This is a genomic window from Leadbettera azotonutricia ZAS-9 (assembly GCF_000214355.1).
GTDB lineage: Bacteria > Spirochaetota > Spirochaetia > Treponematales > Breznakiellaceae > Leadbettera > Leadbettera azotonutricia.
Genome location: NC_015577.1, coordinates 1823343 through 1840064 on the forward strand (window position 1 = coordinate 1823343; position 16722 = coordinate 1840064).

Below are 16722 nucleotides of genomic sequence, written 5' to 3' on the forward strand. Positions count from 1 at the left end.
CTGCTCATTCTAATAATGATGCCCCATGCCTATGAATATCTCGTCCCATTTGGGGATGTCGCCTGTCTGGATAATTTTCTTAAGGTTATAGCCGACGCTGGCACGCAGATAGAGGCTGCGCATAAAGGCGGGGAATACTATTACTTCTACGCCGGCGGTATAGAGGGCGTCTTTAAAATTAAAACCGGAGCCTTCTTCCGGAATGTCCTTGAACCGGTTATAGGGGCCTTTGAAAAGGGCCATGTCAAAGAAGGGGGAGAAATGGAGGTCGAAGTCGATAAGGCGCAGTTTACGGTTGCTGTACCATTCGGATGGAGTAAAATGAATAAGCCTGAAGGGGAAGTCGATATTAAAGGAGAGCATGTTTTCCGCGCGTATGCGGTTGTTTATAATGCCACGCAATGCGCCGCCCGCATCGTAAAGCACGTCGTTGAACCATTGGCGGTATTCGAGCTTTGCGCTAATCCCAAGGAGTTTGCCAAAAGTGTGGTAATAGGTGGTGTTGGCTGTAAGGCTGCTGGACCAGTCATTGGGGACAATAAAAAAAGAATTGCTGTTGCTTATGGAAGCCTCGAGTCCTTCGCGGTAATTGCCTATCCAGTTGACCCTGCCAAAGCCTACAGAATGGCTAAAGGTTACGGTGGGCCTCCGGGGTTCGTCTACGCCCCCCTTGGTATACGATATTTTGGCGGCAAGCCTGGGGGTATAGGTTAATGCGCCCCATTCCCCTACTTCAACCCCAAGGGGTATGCGCCATGAAGTGAACACTTCGCTTGAGGCATAAGGGCCGTCGAAGTAATCTTCCGTAATACCGTAGCGGTCTTTGACGCTGTCGCTGTTCTCCTCGTTAAAAATAATGTATTCATTAAAGCCGAAGGTAAACGTAGTGGATTTAAAGGGCAGCTCCATGGAAATGCCGGTTACATTCCTGTAATAGAGGGGCTCTCCGACAGTGTACGAAAAGTCATGGTCAAAATTAATGCTCCAGTCAAAGCCGCCGGCCCGGAAGGGTATGTCCGAATCTATGCTAAAGCTGAACGTATTGTTGTCGTCGTTGTCGCGTTCGTAACCAAAGTCCACCCTCAACGCGGACATGGTGCCAAAGAAGTTATAGTCCCTGGCTTTAATAATGAACTTGAAGCCGTCGTTGCTGTCGTACTGGGGGTAGGGCAGGGCTATGATGTTCCAGGTGTCTTTTACATGGATCAGGAGATCCACCGGGATGGCGCCGTCAGCGTCGGGGTTTCCAAGGGCATACTCTATGGAAGCGCTTTCGAGAACCCGCTGGTTTAGAAGGGCCTGGGTTTTCCGGGCTATATAGCGATCCAGGGCTGCTTTTCCCAGGAGGCGTTCGCCTTCTTTAAATTCGCCATTGTAAATAATGGCAAAAGGCCGGGTGCGGCCGTTAAAGTCAAAATCGAGGTTTCTTATTGTGTAAACAGTTTGGGCATCGCCTGAGGCATCGGGGATAGGTTCGGCTTCCTGGGTCCAAAGCATGGGACAGAGGGAAAATGCAGCGGCTAGCAGGATCAGGAATTTCTTCATTATTGGGACTCTCTGTTGATTATTTTTTTTGGCAGGGGGCTTCCGTCGGGAATCTGCGCTATTTCCGCGCCTTGCGGCGCAGGGACTATAAAGGCAAGGGTTCTGTTTTGTTTCTTTTTGTCGCTGGACATAGCTTTTAGCATTTCTTCTGCGGGGATATTCAGGGGGTGGGGCGCCCTGGTTTCATAGCCAAAATCGTTAAGCAGCGCGATTATTTCGGCTGCCCTTTTTTGAGGGGTTATGTTGAGTTCCATCCCCAGTTCGCAGGAGCGGGCTATGCCCCAGGCTACGGCTTCGCCGTGGGATATTTTCCCCAGCCCTGCGGCGGATTCCAGGGCATGGCCAAAGGTATGGCCAAGGTTAAGGAGGGCCCGCATCTTCCCTGTTTCTTTTGGATCCTGCTCCACAATGCGGCCTTTGAATTCCACGGCCTTTGCGATGCAGGCATCCAGGTTTTCCCTGCCCTGCTTTAAGGTCTTAATCTGGTTCAAAAAATCAGCATCCGAGAGTATGGCTGTTTTTATTAGCTCCGCCATGCCCGATTTCCATTCCCGTTGGGGCAGGGTTTCGAGGCTGCAAAGGGGCATGAACACCCGGGAAGCGGGGTAGAAAGTCCCCACCAGGTTCTTGATGCCCAGATAGTCAAATCCTGCCTTGCCCCCAAGGGCCGCGTCCGCCATGCCAAGGAGTGTCGTGGAAACCAGGGAGAGCTTTGCGCCCCTCATATACACAGAGGCCGCAAAAGCGGTCAGGTCGCTTATGACGCCTCCGCCTATCCCCACAAAAAGGCCATCCCTGCCAAGGCCCGCTTCCCTGGCCGCTTTGATGATTGCTTCGGCAGAAGCCCAGTTTTTATGGGTTTCGCCGCTTTGAAGGACGCAGACAGGGATCAAGGTTTCGCTGGATTCCTGTATTTTCCGGGCTATTGGCTGGGTATTCGCATCGCAGACGAGCAGGATCCTGCGGCTTTTATCTTCCGGAGCGTGAATTCCGGAATTTTGAAGATCTTCAATGCCCGGCAGGCTATCCTGGATAAAAACTGCGGAGTTTTGGCCTCCAAAGTTGAAGTTATATGTAAATTTGGGCAAAAATCGGCCTTTCCGAAGGGTTTCGGAGAAAAAACAGGACTATACCCCAGGGAATTGGCCGGGCCGCCGAAACATGCTCCGGTTTCCTTAGAGTTTGTTCACGTATCTATCAACATAACATGGATCAGTCGGCAATCTCAAGTATGGCGTTTTCTATGAAATTGCTTATCTGCGCCTTGAGCAGATCAATTTGGGGTTTGGAAATGCCGTTTTTTATGCTCTCCGCAACCTCCTGCATGGCTTGGAGATAGTGCTTCCAGCTTTCGAGGAAACTGAGCGCCTCTTTGCGATCCAGAGGAAGCTGCTTGCCAATAAGGCGGGCCTCGCTGTTCCTGTCCTGCATGATGAGATTCCCTGAATAGACTATGCGGAGGTCCGTGAGGGTATCTTTTTGGGTTTTAAGGATCAGGACTATGACGCCCCCGGATTCATTGCTTCCAGGGGATTTGAATTTGCGGTATACCGAATAGTTCCACTGATCCAGGGGTATGCGGATCCGGGTGAGCAGCTCCTGGGGGGCAAGGGCCGGGGGGCCGGGGAGGGATGAAAAACGGGAGGCCGAGATCCAGCGGGCTGTCGAGCTGGTGCGGAGTTCATAATGGGCGTCCAGGGCTATCATCGGGGCAGTGGCGTCGAGGCGCCTTTCTTTATGGCAGATATTGCCGCCTATGGTGGCTATGTTGCGCAGGGCCGGGCCTGATATGCCGGAGAGGGTTTTTGCCAGAATGGGGGGGACTATTTTTCCCAGGTTGATTATCTCGCTGATGCCGACCATGGCGCCCATTTCAAGGTATCGCTCTGTACGGGTAATGCGTTTAAGGTCAGCCATTTTTTCGAGGCAGAGTATGTTCTTTGGCAAAACAGGAACGCGTTTGACCTGGTTCCTGATAAGGTCTGTGCCGCCTGCAAAGGGGACCGCGTCCGGGAAGCGGCCCCAAAACCCAAAGAGTTCCTGGAAGCTTTCGGGGAAGAAGACCTGGTTAGGCACCGCGTCCATAGAGTCTCCTCCTCCTGTTTTCGGCTACTGCCAATACCCCGTTTGCAAGGCTTTCCGGCTCGGTGCAGCGGCATTTTATCCCCTGAAAGGCCATGAGTATCTCTTCCCGCACTGGCCTGGGGTTTTTGGAGAGCAGGGCTTCCACTGCCAGGATCTTGCCGGTATCGCAGAAGCCGCAGTTTTCTACCCCTGCCTGGGCAAAGCCTTTGATTATATCCTGGTATTCATCGGTTTGGGAAAACCCCTCTATGGTGATGATTTCGCTGCCCCGTATCTTGAAGGCGGGGATAAGGCAGGATTTTACCACTTCGCCATTGAGTATCACTGAACAGACCCCGCAGTTGCCTGCATAGCATCCTGCCTTTGCCCCCAATAATTCGAAGGTGCCCCTCAAAATATCGATAAGGCGGCGCTCTGCGTCTGTGCGGACTACCACATCTTCGCCATTCAGGATGAAGCCTATGGTCATACGGATGCCTCTGCAGCTTTTTCCTGCTTTTTAAGATGGGACGCTTCCCACAAATCCCTGGCGCTTATGGGGATTTTTTCGAAGGGGTGGTTCATTGCCTGGGACACTGCCTGCGCGTAGGCTGCGGGCACACAGGAGAAGGGGATTTCCCCGATGCCCTTTGGGGGTACTGCGTCGTTCCACAGAAAGTCGATGTGAATGGGAGGCGCTTCTATGGGGGCGGTTATATCATAGCCGTGCACCAGTCCCCCCTCGATGACGCCCTGGTTGTATGAAAGCTGTTCCCTGCATGACCAGCCCAGGGCCTGGATTACGGCAGTTTTAAGGGAGAGCCGTGCCCTGGCCTGGGAAAGTATTTTGCCGCCGTCCACGGCAAGCCATATACCCCGTATTACAGGCTGCAGGGATACGGCATCTATTTCGGCTTCTACCGCTGCCGCGCCCCAGCCGCAGTGGGCAAAGGCGCCGGGATCTATGGGCTTCTGGCTGGCTTCAAGCGGGGGAGTGAGGCCCCAGGGTATGAGTTTTTCGCTCTTGCTGGAACGTTTTACGGTTATCGGCAGGGGATCCCTGAAGCGTTGTTTGCGTATAGCCTGGCAGCATTTTTCCACTAGTTTGGACATGAGGGTGATGTCCCGGGAAAGGGTAGCGGGTCCCGAATCCGGAGATGCGGAGGTGTTTATCACTTTTACATTGGCGGCTTCCACGGAAAGGTGCTCTGCCGCTATGCTCTGCCAGATGCGCGAATAGCCCCCCCCGGATGATACCATGCTGGTTTTGATCTCCAGGGTGCTGTCTTTCTGGAGGGTAACTTCCACGGTGTAAATGCCCTTGTCCCCCCCTGTGTAAAGGAAGCCCGAGCCCTGGTAGGCTGCGGCCATGCCTATGCCCCGGATAGGCTCGGTCCGGGCATCCCAGTCCTTTTCCTGGCGGCGGCTCCGGAGGAGTTCGTAGGAAGCCCATTTGCGGTAATAGTCGCCCATGGCCGCAGCGGTGTCTATGAGTTCCGCCATGGGCACGTGATCTTTTATGGGTATGCCTATGGCAAGGTTATTGCCTTTGTCGATAAAATTATTTTTGCGCCATTCTGCAGGATCCTGGTGGAGGCTGTCCGCAATGCGCGATACATGGCGCTCTATGGCGAAAAACCCCTGAGAAAGGCCGAATCCCGCCATGGGCCCCTGGGGGGGTATATTGCTGCGCACCCCATAGGTTTCAAGCTTTACCTTGCCCAGATTGTAAATGCCCAGGCAGCCCAGGGAGCTTTGATCTACAATTTCGTCGGTAAAGATCCCCTGGGCACCCAGGTTGAGGTCCGCCCGTATTTCGGTGCTGACGAGTTTCCCGTTCTCGTCCAAATCGCTGCGCATCTGAATCTCGCTCCCATTGCGTTTGGGAGAATACCGGAAGTCTTCTTCCCTGGTGAGCATGAGCTTTACAGGCTTCTGGGTAATCCATGCGCAAAGAGCTGCCTGGCACCCGATAAGGGAGGGGTACCAGAGCTTGCCGTCCAGGTGCACCCCAATCTTTGTAGGCTCTACCTGTACGGCGGAGCTGTCCATATTGAAGAGCCCCGCAACAGAACGCTTTACATGGTAGGGCCACTGGGTGGCTGTGTGAATCGTTATTTTGTTTTTGGCATATACCGCCAATGCGCCTGTTGGTTCGGAATACCAGTGTTCTTGTATACCAGTGGTAAAATACCCTGTTACCGCAGAGGCTGCTTCATGTTCCGACGCTTCGCCATAGCTGCGTTTCATCATGATCTGGCTATCCTGGGTAACCCGGCTTGAGAATTGGGGCTGGGATTCTTCAATGCTGATAACGCAGCGGTCGGCATATTCTTCGAGCTTGGCTATGTCGGGGCCTGCGAGGAGCGCTATGGGCTCTCCAATATAGGAGATGATATCGGAAGCCAGTACAGGTACGGGAAAATCGTCAAGCTGGTTTTTCCCGGGTATATCCTTGGCAGTGATCAAAACATAGGAATTGGGGAGTTTTGGGGATTCTATGCGTATGAGCTTTCCGCTGGCGACAGGGGAGCGCAAAGTCAGGGCATGTATCATGCCCTTGGCAGAAATATCTTCTACAAACACATTAGAGAGTATATTCCAAAGCTGTCTCTTTGACCACCTCTGCAACCCGTTCAATCTGCTTTTTTGACATGCCGGCCCAAATGGGGAGGGAAATTTCCCTGCTATAGGATTCAAAGGCATGGGGGTACATTTCGTCTGCAAGGTTATAGCGTTTTTTATAATAGGGCATGGTGTGGAGGGGTATGAAGTGGACCGAAACCCCTATGCCCTTCTCCTGGAGTTTCTCGATGAATTCGTTGCGTGTTATGGAAAGGCGTTCGGGATTGATTCTGATTGGATAAAGGTGCCAGGCGCCGCCTTTCGGGGGCAAGGTAAAATGGGGATCCTCCGCGAAAGCCTCGTTGTAGAATGCGGCAATCGCCTCCCTCATGCGGAGCATATCGTCCGCCTTTGCAAGCTGCGCCCTGCCTATGGCAGAAAGTATATCCGGGATATTGTATTTAAAGCCCGGTGCTGTTACCTCGTAATACCAGGAAGCCTTGGCGTCGGTATAGCGGTTCCATACGGTGCGGTCTATGCCGTGGGATCTCATGCGGGACATACGGGCGGCCATTTCAGCGTTCCTGGTGACTACCATGCCGCCTTCGCCGGTGGTCATGGTCTTGGTTGCATAAAACGAGAATACTGCCGCATCCCCTGTTATCTCCCCCATGGGGAAGGAGTGGGCCGCGTCCTCTATTATTTTAAGGTGATATTTTTTGGCTATTGCTGATATGCTTTCCATGTCGCAAACGAGGCCGCCGTAATGGACGGGCATGACCGCTTTTGCAATGCCCAGGGGGAGCATCTTCAGGGTGCGTTCCAGGGCTTTAGGATCCATGTGGAAGGTCCCAGGGGCAACATCGACAAAGATCGCTTCGGCCCCAAGGTAACGAATAACTTCGGCGGTCGAAGTAAATGTCAAGGTCGGGACAAGCACCATATGGCCGGAATTGATTCCGCAGGCTTCGAGGGCAAGGTGAAGGCCGGAGGTCGCTGAATTTACCGCAAGGCAAAAGAGGGGGGAATTCGAAGAGCCTGCGGAAGCTGAATGGTCCTGCAAAAATTCCCCGAATTCTTTTTCAAAGGCCAGGGTTTCTTTGCCTGTAGTAAGCCAGCCCGAGCGGAGCACCCTGATGGCGGCCTCTTCTTCTTCCTTGCCAACGAAGGGGAGGGCAAAGGGGAGGGCATCTTCAATAGGCAAGGCTCAGCGCCTCCCTCGTAAAGTTGGGGACAGATGCTTTAAGGATTTCCCGGAGCAGGGCGCTGTCCCGGTATTTTTCGCCCTGCCTTGGGTCAAGGCTGATTATGGGGCGGAGCTGCTCCATTATGTCGTGAATATCGCTTGAATCAGACGATTTTTTGTCCACTTTGAGGATGCGGTCAAAGGCTGTGGGCCTGGGTTCTTCATCATCCCACCAGAGCTTTTCGCCCAGCCTTTCGCCGGGACGGCAGCCTATGTATTCTATCTTGATGTCCTTTTCGGGGGTAAGGCCGTAGAAGCGTATCATTTGCTCCGCCAGGTCTTTTATTTTAACCGGTTCTCCCATGTCCAAAAGATAGAGATTGCCGTTTTCGCCGACCCCGCCGGCCTTGAGCACCAGGGAGCAAGCCTCGGGTATGGTCATGAACCACCGCTTCATTTCCGGGTGGGTGATGGTCACAGGCCCGCCCTTTTCAATCTGCTTCTGGAAGAGGGGCATGATGGAGCCCCGGGAACCGAGGACATTGCCGAAGCGCACCACCATGAAGTTGATGCCTTTGTTGCCTGAATTTTCACGGGCGGCGTCCAGCACCAGGCCCTCGCAGAGATATTTGGAGATGCCGTATACCGATACGGGCTCAACGGCCTTGTCGGTGGTGATATGCACAAAACGCTTCACGCCGTGTTTTTTTGCGGCAGAAATGAGATTGTCAGTGCCAAAAAGGTTGTTTTCTATGGATGCGACTGGGTTTTCTTCCATCATGGGCACATGCTTGTAGGCAGCGGTATGGAAGACCACATCGGCCTTGAGGTGCTCCAGGATCCAGTCCATGTACTCGCGGTCCTTTAGATCCCCGATGACGGGCACAAGCACTGCCTTTTCGCCGACCCCTTCTTCCTGGAGGAGCCGGAGCTCCTTGTCAATCTGATAGATTGAATTCTCCCCATGTCCAAAAAGATAGAGCCGAGACGCCCCGCCGGAAAGCAGCTGCCGGCAAAGCTCGCTGCCTATTGAGCCGCCAGCCCCGGTCACGAGCACACGCTTGCCCCTGAGATAGGAAAGGCTCTGGCGGAGGTTCACCGCCACAGGTGTGCGGCCCAGAAGATCCTGGGGATCGATGGAACGGGTCTGGATGAGGTGGGCATCACCCTCGATGATCTGCGAAATGCCCGGAAGTATGCGTATGCGCTCGAAGCCTGCGTTTTTCAGGATCTGGTAGAGTTCTTCCAGGTATTCGCGGCTTGCGCTTGGTATGGCAATAATGGCCTCGTCGGCAGGATGAAGGCGGAGCAGCCGCGCCACATCCCTTATGGGGCCGAGGACCGGAATTTCGTCCAGCCGGCGGCCGATTTTTGCGGGGTCGTCATCGAGAAAGGCCACTACCTCCCCGAAAATGCCCTTTTCGCGTATTTCTTTTGCCAGGGTTTGGCCTGCAAAACCGGCCCCGATAATGTATAAACGCGCAGATTTGAATGTCGTCATGCTTTTGGCAAAAATCCGGGTCTTGGACCGGTTCCAGGCTATTTTACCCCCGGCGCAGTTTCCATAGTTTCAAAGGCCAGGTCGATGGTAAAGGAATCGTCGTACAGATCCAGTTTTATCTTTGCCCTCCCCTTTCTTTTATCGACCTTTATTATCTTTCCCTCAAGCCCGGAAAGGGGGCCGTCTATGACAATTATGCGGGAATTCTCGTCAAAGCTTACCTTGGACTTGCCCGCCAGGGGGCCTACTTTCTTGATAAAATGGAGCACCAGCTCCAGGTCCTTGCCGCCCAGGGGGACTATATCCTGGCTGGATCTGAGAAAACGGAAAAAGCCGTCGGTACGGCGGAAATCCCAGTGGTATTTGTAGATGCTGTCTTCGTCTTCAACTTCGATGAAAATATAGCCGGGGAAGATGGCAGCCTGGGAATGGATTATCTTGCCTGCCCGCCTTATGTCCAGCTCCCTTTGGGGGAAGTAGATGGGCAGCTTTATTTCCGGATGCATGGCTTTAACGAGGCGTATGTACTTGGCCTCTCCCCTGGTTTTGACCTGCAGGGCATAGTAGTTCATGGTCAAGATTAAACCCTTTTCTGCCGAAACTGTAAATGGGAATCTGTACTGATTGAAGGTTCAAAGGGGCTTGTATGTACTTTAAACGCCTGGGGGCACTTATTTCGCTTCTTGCACTTGCAAGTTTCCCCCTTTATGCGTCCATGATCTCGTTCCTGGTGGTTGAAACAGGCCTCTCAAGCGAAGGCAGTGCAGGGGAGTATTCTGCCCTTTGGGAAGACGGCCTCATGAGCGCTTTTTTTGATGCCGGTCACATCGTCAGCAACGGCCATATTTTAAGGCTCGAAAAGAACCCTTCCAAAGTTTTTCCCGATGAAGTTGAAGACGATTATTATGAGGCAGCCGCAGGCGGGGCGGATTATTTTGTGATCGCTCTGCTGGAATACAAAAGCCAGAATGGAAAATACAGGCCCTCGGGCATTTCTGTCCGTGTCTTCAATATTGAATCCACCGATCTGGTATATCAGCAAAACTTTGCAGCCGGCACAGGCGCAAGTCTGAAAGAAGAATCCACCAACGCCCGGGAAGCCGCCAGGGCCATAATTCCCCATTTAAAGGACAGGTAACGTATGAAAAAGATAGGGATAGCTTTATGCGCTGCCGCTGCATTGCTCATTCTGGTCAACGCTTCGGTTTGGGAAGGGGCAGCTTCTGCCGCAGCCGGGGGCGATCTGCCCGATTCAGGGTATTTTGCCGCTACCAATTCGTTCCCCCGGAACACAGTGGTGGATGTGACCAACCTCGAAAACGGGCGCACCATAAGGGTGATTGTGGCCCAGGGCCTGGATACCCCCGGCCTCCTGGTGATCCTTTCCAAAGACGCGGCCGACGCGATAAGCCTTCCTACCCGCAGCATAGGAAGGGTGCGCATGAACCAGCCCGCTGATCCTGTGGCTTTTGCCCGTTTTACAGAGGGCCTCTCGGCATCGGGCGATCCCGACCATGACCCCGAAGCATTGATCGCGGCAGAAGGCGGTATCAACCCTGATTTGTTGGCTGAAGCCTCAGCTGAAGCCACAGAGGAAGCAGCGGTCGAGCCGGAACCTGAAGCTATTGCGGAAGAAGATCCTGAACTGAGCGATGCCCCTCTCGTTGCAGAGGCTGATCCCCTTGCTTCTGAAGAAGATCCTGAAGATACCCTCTCATATCCGCCGTCTGAATTCGCCGACGACGGCATAATCCCCGAACCGGGCCCGGAACTGGTGTGGACATACCCCGAAGAAGCCGAGCCGGAAGCCGAGATCGCGGAAGAGGTACCTGCCGAGCCTGAAATCCTGGCGCCCGAAACACTCATAGCTGTTGCCCCTGAGCCGGCTGAAGCCCCCGGAACCGATGTCCCGGATTCAACCTTGAACCCCGAAGCCTATGAATTTGCCTTGCTCCCTGCTGAAGAGCGCGTCCCTCCGGAAACAAGCACAATCAGCCCCTTGGACACGATAGCCCAGATACAGCCTGTGGCGCCTCCCCCGGAACGCGAATATGTAATCGATCCTTCCTACATTATTGATCCCATCAAAGAAGCGCCGTCTGAATCCATCGTGATTCCGGCGCCGCTGGCAGCCCCGGTTTATACACCTCCAAGCCTTCCGGGCCAGAATTTCTCAGTACCTGTAATCGCCGCCCTTGAGAAAGGAAAGTACTACCTCCAGGTAGCTGCTCTAAGCAAACCCGAAAGCGTGGAATACGAAATAAACAAAATAGGCCGAACCTGGCCCATTGCAGTCCAAAGCGCAGGCAGCGCCGAGAAGCCTATGTACCGCCTCCTCATAGGCCCCGTGAACCTCGGCGAAAGCGGGGCGTTGTTGCAGCGTTTCAAAATGAACTATAAAGATGCGTTTGTACGGCTGGGGAGCTAGCCCAGCGCTTTACCTTCCATGGCAGAGCTTGTATTTTTTGCCTGAGCCGCAGGGGCAGGGGTCGTTGCGGCCCACCTTGGGCTGGGTGCGTATGACCGTGGCGTTTTCGCTCTGCATCCGGGCAGGGCCCCGATGGGAAGAAGAAGCCCCGTCCGAGAAGGCGCTGACGCTGCCATGGCTTGCGTCCTGAATCGTGGCGGATGAACGCGCGGACAGGGGACGGTTGGCGCTTTCGCCGGTCTGTATGCGCACCAAGTGAAGCCGGGAAGCAATAGCCTGGCGTATGTCGTCTATCATGGTTTCGAAAATTTGGAAACCTTCTACCTTGTATTCGGTTAACGGATTTTTTTGGGCATAGCTGCGGAGCCCTACAGCCTCGCGTAGTCCTTCCATGTTTTCAAGATGATCCAGCCATTTGTTGTCAACCATCATTAAATACTGCTGGCGGATTATATAATTGAGATATTCAGTGCCAATGATTTTATCTTTTTCGTCAATGTTGAGATTCAATTCTTCAAGAATGCGCTTTTCCAGGGCATCGGGGTTTTTGGTATCCCCTTCTTCGAGCTTGAGGGTATAGCCGAATTTGATTTTGAGGTTCTCTGAAAGGGCTTTGGCAGCGGCTGTCATGTCTTTGCGCTGGAGCTCTTTGTATTCCTGTATATATTGATCAAGCATGTCGGCTGTGGCGTCGTTGACCCGCGCCTTAAGGTTTTTGTCCAAAAGGATGGCGTCCCTCTGCTCGTAGATAAACTTGCGCTGCTGGTTGAGGACATCGTCGTATTCAAGGAGATGCTTGCGTATTTCAAAGTTGCGTTCTTCAACTTTCTTCTGGGCTTTTTCTATGTTGCGGCTGAGCCAGGGATGGTAGATGGGTTCCCCTTCTTCCATGCCGATTTTTGACATGAGGTTCTTGATGTTCTCGCCGCCGAAAATGCGCATAAGATCATCGTCCATGGAGATGAAGAATTTTGAACGCCCCGGATCGCCCTGGCGGCCCGAGCGTCCCCGGAGCTGGTTGTCGATACGGCGGCTTTCGTGGCGCTCGGTGCCTATGACATAGAGGCCGCCCAGGCTTTTGACTTCTGCGTAATCATTCTTCCATTTTTCGTATTCTTCTTTATACAGAGCGGCGTATTTTTCGGCAGCATCGGGGGATGCGTCGGTGCCCGCCCTTTTCCGCGCCCGGTGCTCGGGGTTGCCCCCCAGTTTTATATCCGTACCGCGGCCTGCCATGTTGGTGGCTATGGTTACCGATCCCTTGGCCCCGGCCTCGGCTATGATGGCAGCTTCGCGGGCGTGGTTCTTGGCGTTGAGCACTTCGTGGCGCACCCCTTTGCGGGTTAGAAGGGCGGAAAGCTTTTCGGATTTTTCGATGGACACGGTTCCCACCAGCATGGGCTGGCCCTTTTTGTGGGCCTCCGCTATTTCGTCGCAGAGGGCGTTGTACTTGTCCTTTTCGTTGAGGTAGACCACGTCGTCGTCGTCCTGGCGGGCAACCGGGAGGTTCGTGGGGATCACCACCACGTCGAGGTTGTAGATTTTGGCGAATTCCACCGCTTCCGTATCGGCGGTTCCGGTGCCGCCTGATATTTTATTGTAGAGCCTGAAATAGTTCTGGAAGGTGATGGTCGCCAGGGTACGGTTCCTCTGGGCAATCTTGATACGTTCCTTTGCCTCGATTGCCTGATGGAGCCCGTCGGAATAGCGGCGGCCGTGGAGTATGCGCCCGGTAAATTCATCGACAATCTGGACCTGTCCGTCCTGCACCACATAGTCCACATCAATGTGGAAAAGCTTGTGGGCCCGCAGGGCCTGGGTAAAATAGTGCAAAAATTCAAAGTTTTCCTGATCTACAATGGCGCCCTTGATAAGGCCCCGTTTTTGAAGGAGCTCCTCGATTTTTGTCATACCCGCATTGCTGAAATTCACGTTCTTGTTTTTTTCGTTGAGTTTGTAATCCCCGATGACTTCTTCGCCCTGGGTCTCGTCGGGGTATTCCCCGTCGTCCTTCTTTTTCACTTCCTCCAGGGAACCCAAAAGGCGGTCAACCTCGGCAAATTTGAAGGTATCGTCCTCGGCGGCCCCCGAGATGATGAGGGGGGTACGGGCTTCGTCTATGAGTATGGAGTCGATTTCGTCCACCACGCAGTAGTTGTGTCCCCGCTGAACCCGGCTTTCCATGTCCCGGCACATATTGTCCCGGAGGTAGTCAAAGCCGAACTCGTTATTGGTGCCGTAGGTGATGTCGCAGGCATAATTTTCCTTGCGCCGCGAATTGTCCATGTCCGAAAGTATGGTACCTACCGTCATGCCCATATAGGCAAAGATGGGCCGCATCCAGGCGGCATCGCGCTCGGCAAGGTAGTCGTTGACCGTGACCACATGGACGCCCTTGCCCGGTATGGCGTTAAGATAGGCCGCGGCAACCACCATGAGGGTCTTGCCTTCGCCGGTTTTCAATTCCGCTATCTTCCCCTGGTGGAGGACTATGGAACCCAGCACCTGAACATCGTAGGGCCGCTCGCCCAGATTCCTCCGGGCGGCTTCCCTGGCAAGGGCAAAAGCCTCGGGCAGGAGGGCCTCAAGCTTTTCGCCCTTGTTGTGCCGTTCCCTGAACAGGTTTGTCTGAACCGGGAAATCCTCAGCCTTAAGGGCCGCTGCCCAGGCTTCCTTTTCATTGACCGAATGCAATATGGGGAGAAGCGCCTTGAGGTCCCGTTCATGCTGGGAACCAAACAGGGCTTTAACGATACTATCAAACATGACTCTAATGTACCGATTATAGCCGATATGTGCAACAACGCAACGCAGAGCGTGGGGCCGCCGCAAACGGCTGCCCCGAATCCTCGTTAATAGGATTGCGCCCCCGCCTGTGCAACAAAACCCGGAATTGGATAATTAAGCGCCGTATTCAGGTTTTTCGCGGTTAAATCGGCAATAAACGCACGCAATTCTTCGGCATCCTGGCCCAGCTGGATAATCAACGCCGCTGCCATTTGCTCCGCGCTTTGCAATTGCTCCCCCGCAAATGTCACGCCCAACGCCGACTCCAATGCGCCAACAATTTGGCCATTCATGGTGTTGGCCAGTGAATTAAGCTGGGCATTTACTTCGCCGCCAGTTCCTATTGGGATATTTGTGCCCCGTCCATTATTGAGAACAGTTGCGTAGCCCAAAGATACCACGCACAAGAATTTTTAACAAGGGCGAAAAAGGGGAGGGGGGAGAGGGAAAGACTGACAATTAAAAATAGGATAAGGGACGGTCCCCTGATCTTTTCTTCTTCCTTTGTGTGCCTCGGGTTGTTGATCGGACGTATTAACTGAATGGTTTTAGCCCTGTTTATCCTCGATGAATGAATTGATGCATCTGCTCCAGCATCGCTACTTCCTGTTCCAACTCTCCTACCGAATAATCAATGACAGGGATTTTATTCCTGGTCAAAAATCCGGCAAATTCGAATTTATCCATGTCGCATATTTTAGCTGATTGCCACAACGGCAATCTGTGATCTTTGAACATCTGACAGGCGAAGGCTGTTTTCATATCTTTAATCGCTTCATCCTGACTCATTTTGGCAGCGGTGAGAATCTCATCCGGAATAGGTATCGTTAAAGTGCACATAATGACCTCATCAACAAATTTATCATATCTTGGAGAAAAAAGCAATGTATCCCAATTTCCTATGAATATCGAAAGATTGACCCTGTTCGGGTCGGTTAATGGCGGCCCTTGGCCCCTTCGGGGGCCGTTTTTTGCTTCATTCGGGCACGGATTTGCTTGGCGGTATATCCTTGATCCAACAGAGCAAGTATGCTCCTGCCATGGTTATTCTGTAAATTCCAGGGTAATAATTGCGGTACGGCCGCACCATTATTTTACCAGCATTTCCATAATAATGTCTTTTATTTCAGTTGCCTTGCTTTTATCCAGTTCGCCAATTTTCCTGATTAATCTTTTTTTATCTACTGTCCTTATTTGATCCAAGACAATCCAGCCTGTTTTGCTTTGAAAATTAATTTCTATCCTTGTTGGATAGTTATAAGACTTTTTCGTCATTGGCGCAATTATTATCGTTTCTATATGTTCATTCATTTCATCGGGAGAAACTATTACACAGGGACGTGTTTTTTGTATTTCATGCCTTATTGTTGGTTCAAGATTTACCAGATAAATTTCATACTGTTTCATCACCATTCCCATTCAAAAGAATCATCTTGAATTTGTTCTTGAAGAAGCAGATTATCGTCTCCTTCTTTGTGCATTTTTTGAAATGCTTCTTCCCAGCCGCTCCGAGGTTTTTTCTCAATGCGTTTTATTATAATTTCGTTGTTATGCATATTCATTTCAACCTCGTTTTCAATATTAAGTTGAGTTAGAATATTTTTTGGTATCCTGATTCCCTTTGAATTTCCGATTGGCACCACAGAAACAAGCATACTGTTCTCCTTGAATGTAATTATTATGTAATTACATAAATTTGTCAAGAGTCAACGCTCAGGCCCCAGACAATCTTTTTCTCAAATTTTCTATGAATTCGGGAAAATTTCGTTAAAAAATGAAGCGCCACGCATACCAATGCCATATAAGGTGTGGAGGCTTTTATGCACAAAGACCAGCTTTCTCCCCTGTACGATTACGCCGTAAAGATTATATTCGGCGACCAGAAGAACATCGAAAACCTGGCAGGACTTCTCAAGCCGATTTTAGACCTGCCCCCGGAGGATTACGACAAACTCACCATTGTCGATCCTTTCATGAAGCGGCTTTTCCGCAAGGACAAGCTGGGAATTTTGGACGTAAAGGTGACGTCCAAAACAGGCCGTATCATCAACGTGGAGATCCAGGTAAAGCCCTTTTCCACCTTAAGGCAGCGAATTATCTACTACCTGGCAAAACTGCTGGTTGAACAGCTTAAAAGCGGTTTCGATTATGGAAAACTTACAGAGACCGTATGTGTGGTTATATGCAATCATGTGCTTATACCGGAGGAGAAGGATTTTTTCAATATCTACGGTCTTCGGAACACCAAATCAGAAAACCTGTTTACGAAATTGCTCAAACTCTATATAATAGAATTGCCGAAGCTGCCCAGGGATGACGATGGCTCTCCTATGTGGGCCTGGCTTCAGTTCTTCAAATGCAGAAGGGAGGAAGAATTCGACATGCTCGCAGAAAAACACCCCGAAGTTCGCCCTATTGTTGCGGAATACAAAAAACTCACCTGGAGCGAGCGGCGGCGCATGATCGCGGACCTCAAGGAAAAATACCGCCGTGACGACGCGGCTGTTCTGGCGGACGCGCTTATGGATAGGAGCCGGGAAATAGCCCGGGCATTGAAAGCTCAAGGTGTTTCTATCGACAAGATTGCTGCCGCCACCCAACTCTCTCAGGAAGAAATCGAAACCTTGTGATATACGCATTCTCTTG

The 16722-nt window shown here is 52.1% G+C and carries 16 protein-coding genes; 3 read left to right on the plus strand and 13 right to left on the minus strand.

Annotation, left to right across the window (positions count from 1 at the left end):
- Positions 1-9 precede the first annotated feature (9 nt).
- The 8 genes from TREAZ_RS07850 to loaP all read right to left on the minus strand — a co-directional run bounded on the left by TREAZ_RS07850 (position 10) and on the right by loaP (position 9433).
- Positions 10-1545, minus strand: coding sequence for a BamA/TamA family outer membrane protein (locus tag TREAZ_RS07850; protein ID WP_015711295.1), 1536 nt, complete (start codon positions 1543-1545; stop codon positions 10-12).
- Positions 1545-2633, minus strand: a complete 1089-nt coding sequence (locus tag TREAZ_RS07855; protein ID WP_015711296.1) for a 3-dehydroquinate synthase — start codon at positions 2631-2633, stop codon at positions 1545-1547. Before TREAZ_RS07855 ends, TREAZ_RS07850 begins: the two co-directional genes overlap by 1 nt.
- Before the next feature lie 124 nt (positions 2634-2757).
- Positions 2758-3630 (minus strand): FAD binding domain-containing protein, encoded by an 873-nt coding sequence (locus TREAZ_RS07860; RefSeq protein ID WP_015711297.1) that lies wholly within the window; start codon positions 3628-3630, stop codon positions 2758-2760.
- Positions 3614-4099: a (2Fe-2S)-binding protein gene (locus tag TREAZ_RS07865; RefSeq protein ID WP_015711298.1), complete on the minus strand. Its 486-nt coding sequence runs from the start codon at positions 4097-4099 to the stop codon at positions 3614-3616. Before TREAZ_RS07865 ends, TREAZ_RS07860 begins: the two co-directional genes overlap by 17 nt.
- Positions 4096-6195 (minus strand): xanthine dehydrogenase family protein molybdopterin-binding subunit, encoded by a 2100-nt coding sequence (locus tag TREAZ_RS07870; protein ID WP_015711299.1) that lies wholly within the window; start codon positions 6193-6195, stop codon positions 4096-4098. Before TREAZ_RS07870 ends, TREAZ_RS07865 begins: the two co-directional genes overlap by 4 nt.
- Before the next feature lies 1 nt (position 6196).
- Positions 6197-7378: a DegT/DnrJ/EryC1/StrS family aminotransferase gene (locus TREAZ_RS07875; protein WP_015711300.1), complete on the minus strand. Its 1182-nt coding sequence runs from the start codon at positions 7376-7378 to the stop codon at positions 6197-6199.
- Entirely contained in the window at positions 7368-8861 is a 1494-nt protein-coding gene (locus tag TREAZ_RS07880) for a polysaccharide biosynthesis protein (protein WP_015711301.1), read from the minus strand. Before TREAZ_RS07880 ends, TREAZ_RS07875 begins: the two co-directional genes overlap by 11 nt.
- Positions 8862-8899: 38 nt before the next feature.
- The gene (gene loaP / locus TREAZ_RS07885; protein ID WP_015711302.1) at positions 8900-9433 is read right to left on the minus strand and encodes an antiterminator LoaP; all 534 of its coding nucleotides are present in this window, start codon (positions 9431-9433) and stop codon (positions 8900-8902) included.
- Positions 9434-9507: 74 nt separating this feature from the next.
- On the opposite strand from loaP, the gene TREAZ_RS07890 reads away from it, so the two are divergent.
- Together TREAZ_RS07890 and TREAZ_RS07895 are read left to right on the plus strand one after the other, a co-directional pair.
- Positions 9508-9999 (plus strand): hypothetical protein, encoded by a 492-nt coding sequence (locus TREAZ_RS07890; RefSeq protein WP_015711303.1) that lies wholly within the window; start codon positions 9508-9510, stop codon positions 9997-9999.
- 3 nt (positions 10000-10002) lie between these two features.
- Entirely contained in the window at positions 10003-11289 is a 1287-nt protein-coding gene (locus TREAZ_RS07895) for an SPOR domain-containing protein (RefSeq protein WP_015711304.1), read from the plus strand.
- A gap of 9 nt (positions 11290-11298) precedes the next feature.
- Here TREAZ_RS07895 and secA read toward each other — a convergent pair whose 3' ends face one another.
- The 5 genes from secA to TREAZ_RS07920 form a co-directional block, all read right to left on the minus strand.
- The gene (gene secA, locus TREAZ_RS07900; RefSeq protein ID WP_015711305.1) at positions 11299-14055 is read right to left on the minus strand and encodes a preprotein translocase subunit SecA; all 2757 of its coding nucleotides are present in this window, start codon (positions 14053-14055) and stop codon (positions 11299-11301) included.
- Positions 14056-14141: 86 nt separating this feature from the next.
- A complete protein-coding gene (locus tag TREAZ_RS07905; protein ID WP_043922990.1) occupies positions 14142-14468 on the minus strand; it encodes a hypothetical protein in 327 nt (108 codons plus the stop codon).
- A gap of 166 nt (positions 14469-14634) precedes the next feature.
- Positions 14635-14916 carry a UPF0175 family protein gene (locus TREAZ_RS07910; protein WP_043922991.1) on the minus strand — a complete coding sequence of 94 codons (282 nt, stop codon included), beginning with the start codon at positions 14914-14916 and terminating at the stop codon, positions 14635-14637.
- Between the two features lie 249 nt (positions 14917-15165).
- Entirely contained in the window at positions 15166-15495 is a 330-nt protein-coding gene (locus tag TREAZ_RS07915; RefSeq protein WP_015711308.1) for a type II toxin-antitoxin system PemK/MazF family toxin, read from the minus strand.
- A complete protein-coding gene (locus TREAZ_RS07920) occupies positions 15483-15731 on the minus strand; it encodes an AbrB/MazE/SpoVT family DNA-binding domain-containing protein (RefSeq protein WP_015711309.1) in 249 nt (82 codons plus the stop codon). The genes TREAZ_RS07915 and TREAZ_RS07920 overlap by 13 nt, the downstream gene beginning before the upstream one ends.
- Positions 15732-15896: 165 nt before the next feature.
- Here TREAZ_RS07920 and TREAZ_RS07925 point away from each other — a divergent pair, with 165 nt between their 5' ends.
- Positions 15897-16706, plus strand: coding sequence for an Rpn family recombination-promoting nuclease/putative transposase (locus TREAZ_RS07925; RefSeq protein WP_015711311.1), 810 nt, complete (start codon positions 15897-15899; stop codon positions 16704-16706).
- The last annotated feature ends 16 nt before the right edge of the window (positions 16707-16722 follow it).

Coding starts and splice junctions, on each gene's coding strand:
- TREAZ_RS07890 (WP_015711303.1), top strand. CDS start 9,508: ATGTACTTTAAACGCCTGGGGGCACTTATTTCGCTTCTTGCACTTGCA.
- TREAZ_RS07865 (WP_015711298.1), bottom strand. CDS start 4,099: ATGACCATAGGCTTCATCCTGAATGGCGAAGATGTGGTAGTCCGCACA.
- TREAZ_RS07895 (WP_015711304.1), top strand. CDS start 10,003: ATGAAAAAGATAGGGATAGCTTTATGCGCTGCCGCTGCATTGCTCATT.
- TREAZ_RS07920 (WP_015711309.1), bottom strand. CDS start 15,731: ATGCTTGTTTCTGTGGTGCCAATCGGAAATTCAAAGGGAATCAGGATA.
- TREAZ_RS07910 (WP_043922991.1), bottom strand. CDS start 14,916: ATGTGCACTTTAACGATACCTATTCCGGATGAGATTCTCACCGCTGCC.
- TREAZ_RS07880 (WP_015711301.1), bottom strand. CDS start 8,861: ATGACGACATTCAAATCTGCGCGTTTATACATTATCGGGGCCGGTTTT.
- TREAZ_RS07915 (WP_015711308.1), bottom strand. CDS start 15,495: ATGGGAATGGTGATGAAACAGTATGAAATTTATCTGGTAAATCTTGAA.
- TREAZ_RS07860 (WP_015711297.1), bottom strand. CDS start 3,630: ATGGACGCGGTGCCTAACCAGGTCTTCTTCCCCGAAAGCTTCCAGGAA.
- secA (WP_015711305.1), bottom strand. CDS start 14,055: ATGTTTGATAGTATCGTTAAAGCCCTGTTTGGTTCCCAGCATGAACGG.
- loaP (WP_015711302.1), bottom strand. CDS start 9,433: ATGAACTACTATGCCCTGCAGGTCAAAACCAGGGGAGAGGCCAAGTAC.
- TREAZ_RS07850 (WP_015711295.1), bottom strand. CDS start 1,545: ATGAAGAAATTCCTGATCCTGCTAGCCGCTGCATTTTCCCTCTGTCCC.
- TREAZ_RS07925 (WP_015711311.1), top strand. CDS start 15,897: ATGCACAAAGACCAGCTTTCTCCCCTGTACGATTACGCCGTAAAGATT.